The sequence below is a fragment of the Streptomyces sp. GbtcB6 genome (genome assembly GCF_019091475.1).
GTDB classification, from domain to species: Bacteria; Actinomycetota; Actinomycetes; order Streptomycetales; family Streptomycetaceae; genus Streptomyces; species Streptomyces hyaluromycini.
In genome coordinates this window covers 16,187-31,772 of sequence record NZ_JAGXJL010000065.1, presented here as the reverse complement: position 1 = coordinate 31,772, position 15,586 = coordinate 16,187, and the positions used below count along the sequence as shown (strand labels likewise).

At 66.7% G+C, this 15,586-nt stretch carries 15 protein-coding genes; 9 read left to right on the top strand and 6 right to left on the bottom strand.

Annotated features, from left to right (window positions below; genetic code table 11):
- Window positions 1-336: 336 nt before the first annotated feature.
- Window positions 337-936: a helix-turn-helix transcriptional regulator gene (locus KVT45_RS48210; RefSeq protein WP_217558850.1), complete on the bottom strand. Its 600-nt coding sequence runs from the start codon at window positions 934-936 to the stop codon at window positions 337-339.
- Window positions 937-1,083: 147 nt separating this feature from the next.
- Between KVT45_RS48210 and def the strand changes: the two genes are divergently transcribed.
- Window positions 1,084-1,698, top strand: coding sequence for a peptide deformylase (gene def / locus KVT45_RS48205; RefSeq protein ID WP_217558933.1), 615 nt, complete (start codon window positions 1,084-1,086; stop codon window positions 1,696-1,698).
- Window positions 1,699-2,533: 835 nt separating this feature from the next.
- On the opposite strand, the gene KVT45_RS48200 is transcribed toward def, so the two are convergent.
- Window positions 2,534-3,625, bottom strand: coding sequence for a site-specific integrase (locus KVT45_RS48200; protein ID WP_308311099.1), 1,092 nt, complete (start codon window positions 3,623-3,625; stop codon window positions 2,534-2,536).
- A gap of 448 nt (window positions 3,626-4,073) precedes the next feature.
- Here KVT45_RS48200 and KVT45_RS48195 point away from each other — a divergent pair, with 448 nt between their 5' ends.
- The 8 genes from KVT45_RS48195 (at window position 4,074) to KVT45_RS48160 (ending at window position 12,221) form a co-directional block, all read left to right on the top strand.
- Window positions 4,074-4,301 carry a helix-turn-helix domain-containing protein gene (locus KVT45_RS48195; protein ID WP_254648426.1) on the top strand — a complete coding sequence of 76 codons (228 nt, stop codon included), beginning with the start codon at window positions 4,074-4,076 and terminating at the stop codon, window positions 4,299-4,301.
- 410 nt (window positions 4,302-4,711) lie between these two features.
- The gene (locus KVT45_RS48190; protein WP_217558848.1) at window positions 4,712-5,626 is read left to right on the top strand and encodes an ATP-dependent endonuclease; all 915 of its coding nucleotides are present in this window, start codon (window positions 4,712-4,714) and stop codon (window positions 5,624-5,626) included.
- Window positions 5,572-6,591: an ATP-dependent endonuclease gene (locus tag KVT45_RS48185; protein ID WP_217558838.1), complete on the top strand. Its 1,020-nt coding sequence runs from the start codon at window positions 5,572-5,574 to the stop codon at window positions 6,589-6,591. The genes KVT45_RS48190 and KVT45_RS48185 overlap by 55 nt, the downstream gene beginning before the upstream one ends.
- Window positions 6,592-6,594: 3 nt before the next feature.
- On the top strand, window positions 6,595-6,978 hold the full coding sequence (locus KVT45_RS48180; protein WP_217558829.1) for a UvrD-helicase domain-containing protein: 384 nt from the start codon (window positions 6,595-6,597) through the stop codon (window positions 6,976-6,978).
- A 136-nt stretch (window positions 6,979-7,114) separates the two neighbouring features.
- On the top strand, window positions 7,115-8,518 hold the full coding sequence (locus KVT45_RS48175; RefSeq protein WP_217558820.1) for a UvrD-helicase domain-containing protein: 1,404 nt from the start codon (window positions 7,115-7,117) through the stop codon (window positions 8,516-8,518).
- Window positions 8,519-8,966: 448 nt separating this feature from the next.
- Complete coding sequence (locus KVT45_RS48170; protein WP_217558812.1) at window positions 8,967-9,404, top strand: hypothetical protein; 438 nt, start codon at window positions 8,967-8,969, stop codon at window positions 9,402-9,404.
- Between the two features lies 1 nt (window position 9,405).
- The gene (locus KVT45_RS48165; RefSeq protein ID WP_217558810.1) at window positions 9,406-11,454 is read left to right on the top strand and encodes a hypothetical protein; all 2,049 of its coding nucleotides are present in this window, start codon (window positions 9,406-9,408) and stop codon (window positions 11,452-11,454) included.
- Window positions 11,455-11,519: 65 nt separating this feature from the next.
- Window positions 11,520-12,221, top strand: coding sequence for a hypothetical protein (locus KVT45_RS48160; RefSeq protein ID WP_217558800.1), 702 nt, complete (start codon window positions 11,520-11,522; stop codon window positions 12,219-12,221).
- Window positions 12,222-12,633: 412 nt separating this feature from the next.
- On the opposite strand, the gene KVT45_RS48155 is transcribed toward KVT45_RS48160, so the two are convergent.
- The 4 genes from KVT45_RS48155 to KVT45_RS48140 all read right to left on the bottom strand — a co-directional run bounded on the left by KVT45_RS48155 (window position 12,634) and on the right by KVT45_RS48140 (window position 15,421).
- Window positions 12,634-13,179, bottom strand: coding sequence for a hypothetical protein (locus tag KVT45_RS48155; RefSeq protein WP_308311098.1), 546 nt, complete (start codon window positions 13,177-13,179; stop codon window positions 12,634-12,636).
- Window positions 13,180-13,410: 231 nt separating this feature from the next.
- A complete protein-coding gene (locus KVT45_RS48150) occupies window positions 13,411-13,722 on the bottom strand; it encodes a hypothetical protein (protein ID WP_217558783.1) in 312 nt (103 codons plus the stop codon).
- 122 nt (window positions 13,723-13,844) lie between these two features.
- The gene (locus tag KVT45_RS48145; RefSeq protein WP_217558774.1) at window positions 13,845-14,462 is read right to left on the bottom strand and encodes a hypothetical protein; all 618 of its coding nucleotides are present in this window, start codon (window positions 14,460-14,462) and stop codon (window positions 13,845-13,847) included.
- Between the two features lie 242 nt (window positions 14,463-14,704).
- Window positions 14,705-15,421 carry a ParA family protein gene (locus KVT45_RS48140; protein WP_217558766.1) on the bottom strand — a complete coding sequence of 239 codons (717 nt, stop codon included), beginning with the start codon at window positions 15,419-15,421 and terminating at the stop codon, window positions 14,705-14,707.
- Window positions 15,422-15,586: the final 165 nt, after the last annotated feature.

Genomic DNA, 15,586 nt, shown 5'->3' with positions numbered 1-15,586 from the left:
GCTGCTGAGGTTGGGGTCTTGACGGCACCTCAAGTAGTCCACGAGAAGCTGATGCATCCTTCGGGGTCGTGTATCACGCTGCCGCAGCGGTAGATCACGGGTTCGTCGATCTCTCGCTGGCTGCCCTGTACGACTGCCTCAGCGTCTGGGGGACTGGGTGACGACGCTTACTCGACCTCGCGCGCGAGGTCGAGCCGAGGGGCATCCCCGGAAGGCTGATGAGGCAATCTGGCCGCCGCTGCGTCCGTACGGTCCCGGTGGGTCCTGCTGAAGATGGAGTGGTACTCGGGGACGTACGCACCCGGCTGTGGGCTTGTTCAGGAATCGGTCGACTCTTCACTGCCCGGATGGCGTGGACTGCGGCGGCACCTGATGTTCGGAGAGGAGCGGGAACAGCCGGGTGACCACGGCTACAGCCACGGCGGTCGGTGGGCGCTTGGCGGGGTGATCCTCCCGGTCTTGATAGCTGGCCAACAGCCGGCGGAGAGAGGTGGCGAGTTCGGCTGTCTCGGCCGGGGTGAGATGGAGGACGGCGCTGAAGGACTCGTCCTGCTGCCACTCCGCCGGCGCTTGATCCCGGTGAGCAAGCCAGTGTTGGTAGCTCTCGTCCTCCAGTCCGCGGGTGAGGGTGGTGAATCCTTCGGGCTCTTTCTCGCCGGTGTGGTGGGGAGCGTCCCATCGCAACCGCCACGGCCGGACCCGGCCCCCTTTGTGGGGCGCTTCTTCGATGAGGCCATGCCGGGCGAGCTGGCGCAGATGGAAGGAACACAGGCCGGAACTGTGTCCGAGGCGGGCGGCAGCCTCGGTGGAGGTGAGGGTGCCGGCTTCGGCGAGCAGGTCGAGCAGGGCAATCCGCACGGGATGGTCAGGCAGGAGCCGATGTGCCCGGTCCTGCAGGGCCTCCGCAGCTGCGATTTGGCGGTTTCCATCGCTCATTTTGCAAAGTCTGCTACTTTGCAAAGTACTTGGCAAGCTATCAGATCCCCAAGCAGCCGGGATCCAGTGGCTGAGGCACTGTGCTGAAAGGGTTGATGATTCGTGGCGGTTGGGTTCGGTGACACGACGCGGGATCGTCGGGTGCGTGTGCAGGGTGATCCTGTCGAATCCTATCCACGGCTCGCGCCGGAGGTGGAACGGGGAGCCGTGCGCAGAATCACCGTGGTCGGGGAGGAGATCCTGCACCGCCGGTGCCGGGAGGTGACCGAGTTCGGCACGGTGGAGTTGGCGAGGCTGATCGACGACATGTTCGCCACCAATCAGGTGGCGGAGGGCGCTGGGCTCGCCGCCAACCAGGTGGACGTGGACCTGCAGTTGTTCGTCTGGGACATCACGGACGAGTGGGGTGTGCGTCATGTGGGGCACATCGCTAATCCGGTGCTTGAAGATGTGCCCGCCGACGACCGCCGGCTGATGGAGGAACCGGAAGGCTGCCTGTCTGTCCCCGGCCCTCACCGCGTGGTGCCACGCCTCGACCGTGCTGTCGTCCGGGGCCGCGACATGGACGGCAATCCTCTGGTGATCGAGGGAAGAGGGTACTTCGCCCGCTGCCTGCAGCACGAAACCGATCACCTTCAGGGCCATTTGTATCTGGACCGGCTCGCACAGCGGGAACGGAAAGCTGCTCTCCGGGAGATGCGGGACTCCCAGGACAAGGTGTTCGCCCGGCGCGCAGCCGTGGCGAAGCGGCTCGGGAAGTGACTGCTGCTCTTCCACATGGGCTGACGGTTCCGGCAGCACAGTTCTCTGCGGGCAGGTATGGCCCTGTCGGCGACGGCTGAAAAGTGGACCAGTAGCGACGAACCCAAGCGTCGGAACTGGGTCACGATTCACCCGTCGCCGACATGGCCCGTGCCGGTAAGTAACTTTCGTGGCCGCTAGCCTTCCTGGCAGTACTTCAGACGACCCCAGTGCTCAGCCAGCCACGCCCGGCTCCCTGCCGGGACAACACAGCGGCACGCCCCAGAGTGTTGAGCGTGCAGCACGCCCCACGGAGTGAGCCGTGACTGACGGGCCGACATCGGTGGCCGGCAACGCCCTCAACCCTGGCTTCCTCCGGAGCGGTTCGCGCCCGTCCTCCCCGTCGTTCCTTGTCGTCCTTCGCGGTGGCATCGGCAACGGCCCCCGCCAACGCGCCGGTTGAGTCGATCTGCACACTCCATGCTGCCACCAGTTCCTTGAGTACCTGTGCTGCTTCTGTCACAGCTCCTCCCCCTGCGTCGCATCGGTGGTGTCACGACGAGATCGAGACGCTAGGTCGGATGCGACGGGCGCACACAAGGGGACATACCCGCGCACAGTCCGAAAACGGACGCCAGAGTTGCTGCCGTGCTGCTCGACGCGGCCAGGGTCTCGCCAGGAGCCGAACCCCGGTCGAAGGTTCGAACCGGGGCGAAACCTGGTACCGCTGCGAATTGGCTGAATCCGTGTGTGGGCTGCAGAGGGAGGGGTGGTCAATCTGCTGAGGCGGTCATCGAAGCAAGGTGCGGCTGAGGCCGCTCCTGGACGTGGAGTTGGAGGCAGGAGGGGCAGGCGCTCAGGACGCGGACGCCGCGCCGGCCACGTAGGCAGACCCGTTTCGCAACGACATCGTTGGAGCGTCGATGTGTGAGAACCCGGTTCCGAACACCGTGATCACGACCTCCTCCACGGCGAGGGGCGGGTGGGCGTAGGTGTCCCAGGTCTCGGAGAATTTGGCGTGCCGGGAGAGTGCTTGCACGGTCTTCGGGTCGTGCTTCCCGGAGCCGCCGAGCGTGGTGGTGTAAAAGTGCTTGAGGTCGTGGAAGCGGGTCCTTTCCGGAAGTCCGGCTTGCTTCACGGCCCTTCTCCACTTCTGATGGAAGTCGCTTATGAGTACGGGCCGGCCATAACGGTTCGTGACGATCAGTCCCTCGTCCGGCGGCTCGACGTAGCCGCGTGCCCGGCGGCGGCGCTCGGCGCCTGGCGAGACGGGCTCTGGCTCAGAGAACCGTGACACGTGGTGCAGCAGTCGCTCGATCAGGAAGTGATCCACCGGCAGGGTTGCGTAACTGGCCTTGGTCTTGAGGCGTACGGCCTTACCGCGCTGTCGTTGCTCTTCGATGTGAAGCAGGTCGTGGCTCCAGGCCACCTGACTTCGCTTCAGCCCGAAGGCCTCGCCCTGGCGCAGTCCGGCGCAGGCTCCGAGCCAGATCAGGACCTCGTAGCGCGGCGCGACCTTCCGCATAGCCCCCGCGACTGCGGCGACCTGCCCATGAGACAGCGCGACCTTGACGCGTGGTGTGACGTCCGGGAGTTCGATCCTCGCCACGATGTTGGGAGGGAGCGGGACGTCCTCGTCCAGCATGTAGTGCATGAGGATGCGCCAGGTCTTGAAGATCTGGACGACGGTGCAGGCCGAGTCGATACCTTGCTTGTCGAGGAGGTAGTCCACGAAGGCCATGGAATCGGGGCGGCGCAGGCTGCCTGCGGTGCGGTGGCCGGCGAAGGGCAGGATGTGGCTGCGGAGATGGCTTTCGTAGGTGTCGCAAGTATTGGCATTCTTCTTCCGCTTTCGCCTCCTGTTCATCATCTCGGTTGCGAAGTATTCAACTCGCAGGCTGCCCGGATTGCTGTTGCTCGACGTCGGCCTTTCGACTTCCGTGAGCACCTTGTCGAGGCAGTCGCGGGCCTCCTGCCAGGTGGCAAACGCCGGCCGTTTCTCTCTTCCTGAGGCGTCGGTGTACCGCGCCTGCCAGCGATGCCCTCGGCCGTGGTCTGCAGACGGGTACAGAGTCTGCTGTGGTGTCCCACATCGACACGGGGCGTCACCGCGCTCTGGTTTTGGATATCTCCTGTGCCAGCGGTCGAACGGCTCGATTGGCTTGCTCATGTGCCCTGCCCACGAAAACGGAGCTGCCTGCTGGACCTGTCGCCGCCCCTTTCGTGCGGGCTTGGCGACGTGCGCGACGACGTTGTTGCTGTCTGCCAGGGCGATGCTGTCCGCTACAACCAGTAGTTATGCACAGCTGTTCATGGTGCACGCAAAGGTGTGACGGTCGAGTCACCGTGTGCCAGCACGTGAACCATCACCGGACCCGCGACTCCTGTCCCTGGGCATGCAAATCCGTCGCCTCAGAGAGGAGCGGGGATACAGCCTGGAAGAACTCGCAGAGCGCAGCGGGCTGAGCTTCCGCGGCCTCATCTATATCGAGCACGGACAGCGCAGCCCCAGCGTGCTTACTCTCTTGGACATCGCTGCAGGGCTCGATGTGGAACCGGGGGAACTCGTCAATCACATCGCCCAGGAAGACTCCGGTAAATCTGCCCCCGATGGTTCGAGCTGACAATCCGAGGATCGTGAATGCGGTGGGCGTCCTGGGGTCGTGGGCTGTCCTCGCCGTCTGGCGGTCCGCCCTGAGGCCCGCGCGAGTGGTGTACAGGAACCCGTCGAGCGCCCAGCTCTTGCTGCACAGCCGTGTTCAGACGGCCGGTTGTCGTCCTGGCCGTGGGCGTTTCCCCTTCGATCCCCTTCCGGCCCGCGCCAGGGTGGCCTGACTGTCGTGCCCTGACCCTGGAGGCGGCCGATGTGATTTGACGTGCCCATTTCTGGCAGTGGGGATGTATTTCATTCGCGGGGCACGAGTGTTGCGATGAATCGTATGATGCGTCAGGTCCGCGTGCGGGTGGGGCACTTGAGGCGGTTGCATTCGCTTGGGCCAGCCAGTGCGCGGGCCTCATCGCTCGGGGGAAGTCGTTGTACCTTGTCTGCCTGTATGCAGAGAACTTCCGGATCTTCGGCGCGGCACCGCAGAAGGACGGCGACGAGGACGCCAGCCTGAGCCTGGACTTCGGTCCGGCCACGAACGTCCTCGTCGGGGAGAATGACAGCGGCAAGACGGCCATCATCGATGCGATCCGCCTATGCCTGCTGACGACCGCGGCTGACTTCTACCGCATCACGCGCGATGACTTCCACGTGGGACCGGACGGCCGCGCGGGCAGCTTCAAGATCACCTGCGGGTTCAAGGGCCTCACGACGGAGGAGCAAGCCGTCTTCCTTGAGTTGCTGACCACGGACGATGAGGGCAACGTCGCCCTCTACGTCACAGTCAAGGCGGAGTTGATGGACCCGCTGCGGCCCCACCGCGTTGCGGTGACCACGCGCACCGGCCGCGAGGGGCAGGGGCCGGCCCTGGACGGTGCCGCGCGTGAATTGCTGAAAGCCACCTACCTGCGTCCGTTGCGGGATGCCGAGGCGGAACTGCGCTCCGGCCGCGGATCACGGCTGTCGCAGATCCTGGCCGGCTACCCGGCCATGCGTGCACAAGGTGAGGACGACTTCGACGAGGAGGAGGACAGCGCCTCCACCCTGGTCGGGATCCTGCGCCGCGCGGAACGGCACATCAGCGACAACGAGGCCGTCAGGACGGCCCGGGACGACATCAATGCCGGTTACCTGCAGAAGTTTTCCATCGGCTCCGACGTCCTGCGCGGTGAGATCGGCGTTGCGGGTGATGCCACGCTCGCCCGTGCGCTGGAGCGGCTGGAGCTGACGCTGTTCGCGGGTACGGGGGAGGGACCCGGCACGGCCTGGGTTACAACAACGCCCTGTTCATGGCGGCCGAACTGCTCCTGCTCGGCAACAGCGCCTTCGCGCCCCTTTTGTTGATCGAGGAACCCGAAGCTCACCTCCACCCGCAGCTCCAGACCCGCATCATGGACCTCCTGCGGGATCGCGCCGAGACCGCGAACACAGAGGAGACGCCGCCGGTCCAGGTCATCCTCACTACCCACAGCCCCAACCTGGCCTCGGCCATCCCGGTCGAACACCTCACCCTCGTCGCCCGCGGTTCCACCTTCCGCTTGGCCCCGGGCCTGACCAAGCTCGACGAGGGCGACTACGCCTTCCTCACCCGCTTCCTCGACGTGACAAAGGCCAACCTGTTCTTCGCCCGCAGCGTGGCCATCATCGAGGGCGACGCCGAAGCCATCGTTTTGCCCGCCCTCGCACAGGCGGTCGGCCGGTCCTTCAGCGAATGCGGCGTCAGCGTCGTCAATGTCGGCGGCGTCGGTCTCTTCCGTTACAGCCGGATCTTCCAGCGCGAGGGGGAGCAGATACCGGTCGCCGTGACCTGCATCCGGGACCGGGACCTGGTTCCAGCCGGTACCTCCGCGGAGATGCGCAAGAAGCTGAAGTGCTCGGCGGAGATGACCAAGCAAGAGATCGACACACACGTCGCAGGGTTGAAAGAGGAGGACAGCGGCCATGTACGCACCTTCGTCTCCGACCACTGGACGTTGGAGTACGACCTGGCCGCCGGCTCCTGGACCATGGCGACCCTGATGCACCAGGCCGTTCGTGCCGCTGTCGCCTCCAAGACCACCTGGCCCACCGCGGACAGAGTCGCCGACTTGGACCGCTTGGCGCAGGAGGAGGTCAAGAAGTGGCGAGAGAGCAACGTTCCCCTGGAGAAGGCGGCCTTGGACATTTATGAGCCGCTGCGCATGGGCCGGGGCAGTAAGCCGATCGCCGCCCATCACGCGGCCCGGCTCCTGCAGACCACCGCCGTGACCGAGGAGGATCTGCCGCCCTATCTCGTAGCTGCCTTCGCGTACCTGTGCAGCGAGGTCTGAGCAATGACGAACCTGTACGCGCCCGACGTCTTCATCAAGGACAGGGTCGAGGCCCTTGCCCAGCAACTCGGCCTTGACCTGCCGCACCAGGAACAGTGGAACTTCATCCAGAGCGCGGAATCCCTGGACCTTCAGGCAGCTCCCGGCTCGGGAAAGACCAGCCTGATCGGCCTCAAGCTCGCCCTCCTGGGCCAGGCATGGGTTTCGCCCACACGCGGCATCTGCGTCCTGTCCCACACCAACACGGCCAAAGACGAGATCACCCACCGCCTCACCGCCACACCGGCGGGACGCCGCCTGCTGCAGTACCCGCACTTCATCGGCACGATCCAGGCCTTCACCAACACCTTTCCTCGCCCTGCCGGCCCTACGGTCCCGGGGCATTGAAGTCCAGACCGTCGACGACCAGGCCTACGCGGAGGAGGCCCTCCGGCTGCTCGAACGCCACCCCCGGTTCCGGAAACTCAACACCGCACTCGGGCACCGCACGAACGGCCCCGCACTCGTCGCCGAGGCCCGCTACGTGTGCGATGTCGGAGACCTGATCGCGACCGGGCCTGACGGCACCCCGCCCTTCAAAGCATCCAGCGACAGTGGCCAACAATTCGCCGCGCTCAAGGAAACGCTCACCGAGCGAGGCGTCTTCCGCTACCACGACATGTTCGCCCTCGCCGAGCACCACCTCTTTCATCACCCCCAGCTCGCACTGGCCGCCGCCCACCGCTTCCCCTTCGTCCTCCTGGACGAAATGCAGGACACCAGCGACCTCCAGCAACGCCTGCTCGACAAGGTCTTCGGCCCGCCGGGCACGGTCGTCCAGCGCGTGGGCGACATCAACCAGCGCATCTTCGCCGACGCACCGGATGCCACACAGCCCTCGTCGTTCCCGCTGCCGCACGCCGCCCAACTCCCCGTCAGCCGCCGCTTCGGCAGCAAGATCGCAGCACTCGCCAGCGACCTCACGGTCCACCGCCGCCAACGCATCGACGGCGCCGGCCACGACGGGACCGTCGCCCTCCTGCTCTTCGACGACGACACCGTCGCCGAGGTCGTACCGGCCTTCGAACGGATGGCAGCGGCCACGGTCCCCCGCCAGATGCTGCTGGACAACCCGCCCCGCGTCCTGGGCGCCCGCCTCACACCGAGGGGCGCCAAGGTCTTTCCACAATCCCTCTCCTGCTACGTACCCAGCTTCACCACCACGCCTGCCCAGGCAACCGGCAGTCTCATCACGGCGACACGCGCCGCCCAGGCCCACGGGCGATCCGGCGACAACCACGCAGCCGTCACACTTCTGTGGAACGCATTCCGTGACGTAGCCCGATTGGCCAGCGTCGGCGGACTGCCTCCGCTGAGGCGGTTGGACCGTGACCCGGCCACCGCCGGAGGCCGGGCACGCCTGCTTCTGCACGAGATGCTGACGAACCCACTCGACAGCCACGTCGAATGGGCAGTTCTCACTGGCCGGCTTCTGCGGCTCCTGCCCGATCTGACCCAGAGCCCCCTGAAAGGGGTCGCGCGCCTCACAGATCCCCTTGCCCACATGCCATACGTCGCCCAGCCAGCGCCCGTGCCCCATGCGTCGGCTGATGCAGATCAGGGTGTGGTGGCGTCGCTTGCGGGATCGATCCAAAGCGCCAAAGGCGAAACCCACGCGGCCACGCTCATCCTCGAATGCGTGGAACGCAGCGGCAAGAAGCACGACGTGCACCAGGTCCTTGGCCTGCTGAGTCGGCAGCAGGACGCCTCGAAGGCCATGGTCACGGTCCAGCGTGCGGCGCAGCTCATCTTCGTGGGCGCCACCCGGCCCACTCACCTGCTCGCCTTCGCCGCGCACCGCACGAGAGCTGAACCGTACGCTGAGGCGATGACGGCCCGCGGCTGGTCCGTCCATGACATCCGCCTGCTCAGGCCGATGCCCCTATAGCGCCACGGGCTCTGGCGCATTCGCAGGCGTGCGCGATGCCGGATCCTCCTCAGCGGTGCATAACGGCAGGATGCCACCCGAAAACCGGGATTCGGCTCACCAAGCGCCCGGCGGCTCCAGCAGTCGTGGCACCCAGGCACGTATAGAGGGATGAAAGAGCTCATATACGTGCACTTCACGCTGTTCTGTGTTCGCGCCATTTTTGTCGATGGCCGCGTGTCGGTGAGGCAATCCCGGTTGGCCTATGCATTTCGAACTGGTAAACGCTCACCGGATGAGACCTGGGGCTGCTGATGAGCTGGCCGGCAGTATCCGGCCATCACGCGTGACATGGTGTTTGACTGCGGTAAATCAGATTTCAGTCGCTTCCGCGAGCTTTGGTTGCTGTCGACCCGGTACGTCTCGCACGCTGTCCCAGGCCCACTGCAGGTGTGAAGATCGGGGGATCATGAGCCAGGAGTTGGACGTGATGGGGCTGGCTTCCCACGGGGCACAGGTGCTCATCACGGAGATGCTCACCGGCGGCTGGCAGCTTCTCCGTGAGAGGATTGCGCGCTTCCTGCGCAGGGACGGCGAGGAGACCTCGAACCGTCAACTGGAGATGCTGGACGAGATCGAGCGAGGCCTGCCCGAGGCGTCCGAAGCAGACCGGGCAGCGATCCACGATCGTCTGGTGCGGCAGATTGCCGCCTACCTCGACCGCTTCCCCGAGATGGCCGACGAACTGCGTGAGGTGTTGCCGGCCCGGGACGAAGCTCCTTCCGCTCCGTCCACAATGGCCGCGTACAACAACACGAACAGCCAGGTCCTGCAGTCCCTCGGCGACATCGACGCGGGAGACGGAGGCATCAACTACGGCGTTCCCTCAAGGAAGGGGGAGCGCTGAGGTGACCGTTGCCGCTGCGAGCACCGAGAGAAACGGCGGCGTGCCCGCCCACCAGCTCAGCGCCGCGGATATCTCGGACTCCGTTCTGTACATGGCCGGGCGGGACATCAACCTCCACACGCGTCAGACGCTGAGCACGGTCCCCGTCACGCGCGACGAACTGGCAGCGGTCAGGCGTGCCTGGGCGAAACGTGACCGGCAAGGGGGCCTCCTTGCGACGGCTCCTGCGGTGCTGGAGTTCCTGAAGCAGCAGGAACCGGTCGTGGTGATTGCCGGAGCACGCGGCATGGGCAAGACCGCTGCCGCGGTCAAGGCGCTCAGTGATTACGGCCGTGACCACGTTGGCGAACAGACAGGGGCGCCGTGGGTCCTGGAGCACGTCCTGCCGGACTGGGAACAGCCAGGTGAGGGGCTCTTGCCGGCTAAGCGCCGCCGCGGCTACATCCTCGACGTCTCCGAGGAGCTCGACGGGTGGGCCGACCCCGGCGCCGTGGCCAAGAAGATCGTCGGTCACGGCGACGCTCTGCTGAAAAAGGGCTCGCGCCTGATCGTCATCGCCAGCCAGGACGGCTGGCCCGCCAGCCAGACCCCGGGGCTTGGCCGCATCGTTGTTCATGCCACGGCCGCGCCGTCGGGCAGGGAGATCGTTCAGACCCATCTCGCCCGTCTGTACCCGTCGGTGGCTGAGCGGGCCTGGCTGACGGCAAACGCTGACGACCAGGGCCACGTTCTGACCGACCTGTTGGGCGTCGATATGTATCCAAGCGACGCCGCGGCCCTGGCCTTGGCACTGAGCAGAATCGACGACTCTCCCCAAGCGGTGGAGACGGCGCGTGCCGCCGCCACACACTGGCGGGACGTCGTCAAGAAGGTGTTCACCGCCACCCGCGAGAACGCAGATGACCGAGCGTTGCTACTGGCAGCCATCGCGCTCGAAGGCCTCGCGCCGCCCGACGTTCTCGCGGCGTCCCGCCTGCTGCTGAAGGAGAAGACCTCCAAGAGCGTCCGCCAGATCCTGACCGGACCCGACCTGGTGACACGTCTGGAGGAAGTCGAAGCGCGTGTCGCTTCCGGCAAGGTCTCCTTCGCGCACAAGCCCGGATACCCCAACGCAGTTCTCGGCTACGTCTGGCGTCAACTGAGCGACGTGCAGAAACCTCTGCTGGCCTGGGTGAAGCTCCTCACCAAACACGGTGCACTCGGGTTCAGCCGGCTCTCCCAGATCGCTGACCTCCTCGTGCAACTCGCGACCGACGAACAGGATCTCGGCCCACTCGACGTCGCCCGGGCCTGGGCGACCTCCGGAGACCAGGCCGGCCGCGAGGCGGCGGCGTCGATGCTCGCCACGGCCGCGGCCGACCCCACCTTGGGGACCGTGACCCGCGCCAGACTGCGGGACTGGGCCCAGCAGGATGTGGACCCGGCACGGGTTACGGCCGTGGTCTGCCAGGGCAGCTTCGCCGCCATCTATCCCCGTCAGGCGCTCACATGCCTCCGCCACATCATGGGACGCCCCATCGTGGATGAAGCCGTCGCCGACGGTGAGAAAGCCCTGCGGGCCATGGCCGAGGACGACTCCCTGCTGCCACAGGTATGGGAGGCGATCACCGGCTGGATCGAAGGCAAAGCGAAGCCAGCCGGATGCCGGGCCTTTCTCGCGCTCCTCGACCCAAAGGCCGCACCGTCCACCGTCACCCTCCTGCTGAACGACGCCTTGGCGCACCCTGAGACCGCCGACGAACTGGTCACCGGCTGGTGCGCCTGCCTGGCTGATCCCGCCCTGGCCGATCGCTGCGAACGGCTGCTTGAGAAATGGGCCGAAGCAGTGACCGACCACGATCTCGCCGATGACGCAGTCGTCCACGTTCTCGACCGAGTCGTCGATGAGCACATGGTCACCGGGCCGATGGCCGCATTCCTGCTCGGCAAGGAAGGCGTCGCCTACAACTCACCCGCCGTCATCGCCATGCGCGAACGACTCATGCTTCGCCGCCACGAACGCCGAAACCACACCCCTCATGCGGGAGACGAGGGGGCTGCCGCACTATGACGTACCGATCGGCACGATCGCGGCGGCGCGCTCTCAGGCGCGGCATCACCGAGTTCCCCGCCGTCTTGTCCAGCCTGCGCCCAGGCATTCGCTTCACCACGACCATCACCGCTTTCCCCGAGGCCGGCCCATCCGGTGCCTACGACCCCGATGCGCTCGCGGACCAAGTCCGCCTCGCCCTGCGGGCAGCGGCAGCGGACGCGGTACGGCACATGGACCCACGGGACCTGCCAGCAGCCCAGGATGCATGCGCGCGAAGCCTGCGGCGATCACGCCGCATCGACACAGAATCCGGTCTTGAGGTGAGAGCCGAGTGCCGTCTCACGCTCGCATCTGACGATGATGAGGCAGTCCGGGCACTGCTTGAGGCCAGCAGGAAGCAGGGCATTCAGGAAGCCCTGACACGCCAACGCAACCGGGCCCTTGTACGCGAACTCGCGCATCCAGCGGGGGTCTTTGCCTGGTGGCTGCAGCAGGCAGCGCAGCCGGCGGCCGGACTGAAGGATCCCCCGAGCGACGAGGTCCTGCGCCAGATAGCCGATCGCCTGCGGAACTACCCCCTTGACGATGAGGAGCCCTTCGAGGCCCAACTGCTCGAAGTTCTAAGGGACTTCCTCACCACCTTCTCCCGCAACGAGCAGAAACGCATGCTGCTCAGCCTCCTCGCCGACGGCATGCGGGCCGCTCGGCAACCCGAACACGCTGTGGCCATCGAAGTCATCGCCGCTCGGAACGGAACGGGATCACGCGGTCCCGGAAGCCCATGACCACGTTGCTGAGGTGGATCCTGGCGCCCCTCACCAGCTGCAGCGCCCTCCGCCTGATGTGGACCAGCCCTGACAAGCCGTCCTTCGACGTCGCTTGGCGGCAAGCACGTATCCGGCGGCACCCGGATGAGGCCCCCTTCCGGCAACACGGTCACGGCACCACTAATGCTCGGCGGCCCTCCGCGGCAGATGATCGGCGCACTCAGAGCAGGGACTGATGCCGTTCACGCAAGCGGCATTGAAGGGGGCCGCTGGCAGCCTCTCCGCGTCGAGGTGCCCGAGGAGGGCTGCTCGTCGTCAGATTGCCTGCTGGCGGCCAGCAAACTTCATCTTCCCCGCTCACGGCCACTGCAGCTCCACCGTGGCCACTCCCCTTCCCCACTGGCCGCCACTTCGAGTACGCAGCGTGAGGTCATCCGCGGCGGCGCTCGCCCCACCACGGCAGGATCGGGGGCAGATCGCTGAGCCCGCGGGCCGGCCGCTTCGGCATCGGCGACTCCCCGTCGTCCCCGTCCCAGCGGCGTGCGTACTGGTCTGGGAGGCTGCCCCAGCCCCAGTAGGGAACCGGGAGGTCGGGCACCTCGCCGAGTTCGTCGAGGGGATCGATGTGCTTGTCCGCCACCGTGCACAGGTGGGCCCAGTCATCGCCCATGTCGAAGACATAGGCGAACCGCTCGCCGGCCTGCAGCCTGCTCAACTTGGTCGCATGGCCGTCCACGGTGCCGTCCGGGGCCTCGTCGTCCCACCAGTCCAGGGGGCTGACCCGGGCGCCGTCGGACAACGTGAACAGGTGCAGATGGGCCAGATCCCAGCGGCCGAAAGCGAGATCGATGGCCGTGGCGAACTGGGCGAAGGAATGCGAAGGCGCGCCGGCAAAGACCCGGCCGGGGCGAGGCCACAGGTCCGCACCGTGCCCAGAGACCAACTCCACCCGGATGGACAGCCAGGTACATGCCACGATCACAACCCCTTCATGCGCCAGGTCCCCGAGCCAGCACCGAGGCTACTGAGTGTGACTGCCCAATGGGGAAACGCGCTGCACGTCGCGGGGAAATTCCGACAGTCAGCTGACAAGCTCGGCGTGGTCTGGCCGAAGGGGCACGCTGCAGTGTCGTCGCGTGGGAGGGCGAGCACCGAATCGGGACCTTGGCTAACGGCAGTCTCCCTGCGAGGTAAAGGGCGATGCCCGTCATGAAACTTCTGTCTCTCGCGGCTTGAGGTCGGGTGGGTAGCCCTTTGCGCGGAGCCAGGTGTCGAGGGCGAGGGCGACGATGTCTCCGTGCGGTACGCCGGTATCGGCGTTGTAGCGGCGGATCCGGCGCTGGAGCTGGAGGACTTCGGGGACGGAGTGGTTGAACTGTCCGCGTTTGGTGTGCCGGTTTCTGATGACGTCCAGGGTGTCCGGGTGCGGCGTGAGAACGTCATCGGTCGGCTGGGGCACGGCGTCGAGGGCGTCGGCGATTTCACGTAGTCGGCGGGCGTAGGGGGAGTGATCAGGCACGCGAGCTGCTCCGGTCGGTCCGGATAGGCGGATAGCTATCCGCCTATTGGGTTATTGGAATAGTCGGCACGGGGCGGCTGCCCCCTTGCGCGGGGGTGGCCGCCCCGTGCCTGGCGGTCGGGTCAGAACCCGCGGGTGGTGAGCCACTCGTCCAGGGCGACCGAGACGATGTCGCCGATGGGCAGGTGGTCGAGTTCGTTGTCCAGCGCGAAGCGCTTGAGCCGCTTCTTCAGCTTCAGCGCCGCAGGGACCGACGAGTCGAGACTCTCGCGCGCGATGATGCGTTGGTTGAGAACGACGGCGGTCTCAGGAATGTCCTTCGGGCGGCCGGATCCCTGAGCCCACGGTGCTCCTTCGCTGGGCGCTGCATGCGATTGCGCAGCCTGTTCCTGGTGAGCCCGTGGAACATCCGTCGTCACCGGGAACCCGTTGCCGCCTGCCGCCGGAGAATCTGCAGGGCGAAGCGCCACCTCGGCGCCCCAGGCTGCGCCAGCAGCCGCGGACGTGCCGTGCTGCACAACGGGTGCGGCTGGCTGCGTGGGCTGGATGGCCGGTGCTGCGGGCTCGGCAGCCGGGAGCACAGGCGATACCTGCCGCTCCACCGGCTGACCGGCGGATTCCGTCCCCGCCTCGGTGGCGGCGACGGCCGGGCGAACTGGCTGACTGACGGCAGGCTCTGGGGCGGGGCCGCTCGGTGCCTCGGCACTCGCCTGGGCGGAGGTCTCTGTCACTTCGGGCATCGCCCCAGCCCGGCCCTGTGCCGACCCCTCGGGGTCGGGAACGGTGGAAGGAGCGGGCTGAGCCTGCGGCTCGCCGACCGACGGACGGCCTTCGCCCGGGGCGGCGGCCTGTTCGGCAGCGTACCGCTCGGGGGTGAGCTCGGCGGCCGGGGGAGGGGGCGGAGGGGTCGTCTTCCTTGCTCCGCCCAAGGCACGACCGCCTGTACGTCGGGCTGGAGGCCTGATCCTTTCGTTCTTCTCGCTCACGCTGTGGTCAGCTCCTTCATCAGCTCGGCGTACTCGCTCAGCTCGGTGGGGATCTCGCCGAAGGCCTCCATGTAGTGCACCCAGGAGTGGATGGTGGTGTCGGCGAGTGGGAACGCCTCGTCGCGGTCCGGGCCGATGCCCTCGCCCTCGGCGGGGTCGAGGAGCTGGTTCTTGGCCCGGCCGGGCAGGCTGGTGCGGTCGTCGGCCTTGACCATGACGACATGGGCGGTGACGCCGTGTTCGTTGCGGGCGGCGGCGCGCTCGGCCTCGTCGAAGGTGGCCACGAGCTTGCGGCGCTCGATCTTGGTGGGGGCGACCGGGACGAGCAGCAGGTTCGCCTCGGTGACAGCCTCGTGGAAGATGCGGGCGCTGCCGCCGCCGGCGTCGACCACGATCGCGCCGAACTCGGCGCGCTTGGCACGGATGTACTCGGCGATGTCGTCGAACGGGTACCGCTCGACTACCAGGTTCTCGGGAATCTCGAAGCCGGCGGCCTGGGCGACCTTGAACCAGTCGTAGGCGGACTGACTGGTCGCGTCGGCGTCCAGCAGCAACGTGGGCAGGCCGAGGACGACGGCGTAGTAGAGGGCGATGAACCAGGCCGAGGTGGTCTTGCCGGTGCCGCCCTTGAGCATGCCGACGACGATCACGAACGCGTCCCAGACGTGTTCTGTGGCTGCGGCCAGGGTCTTGTGACGGGTGTTCTCGTTCACGTGTGCTTGATCTCCTGAAGGGGGAAGGGACGTTGTTTTGTGTGCACGGTTCGGCACGCGGGCCGACGACGGGGGTGCCCGTGCTGTCCTGTCGCGGCCGGAGTGGCGAGCGGTCGCCTTCTTGATCTGCCAGGCACCGCGGGGGACACCTGCGAGGGCGGCGGC

Bases quoted from the DNA above. Each gene is read 5' to 3' on its own strand.
- KVT45_RS48180 (WP_217558829.1), top strand. From the start codon at position 6,595: ATGACGAACCTGTACGCGCCCGACGTCTTCATCAAGGACAGGGTCGAG.
- KVT45_RS48195 (WP_254648426.1), top strand. From the start codon at position 4,074: ATGCAAATCCGTCGCCTCAGAGAGGAGCGGGGATACAGCCTGGAAGAA.
- KVT45_RS48185 (WP_217558838.1), top strand. From the start codon at position 5,572: ATGGCGGCCGAACTGCTCCTGCTCGGCAACAGCGCCTTCGCGCCCCTT.
- KVT45_RS48145 (WP_217558774.1), bottom strand. From the start codon at position 14,462: ATGCCCGAAGTGACAGAGACCTCCGCCCAGGCGAGTGCCGAGGCACCG.
- KVT45_RS48170 (WP_217558812.1), top strand. From the start codon at position 8,967: ATGAGCCAGGAGTTGGACGTGATGGGGCTGGCTTCCCACGGGGCACAG.
- KVT45_RS48210 (WP_217558850.1), bottom strand. From the start codon at position 936: ATGAGCGATGGAAACCGCCAAATCGCAGCTGCGGAGGCCCTGCAGGAC.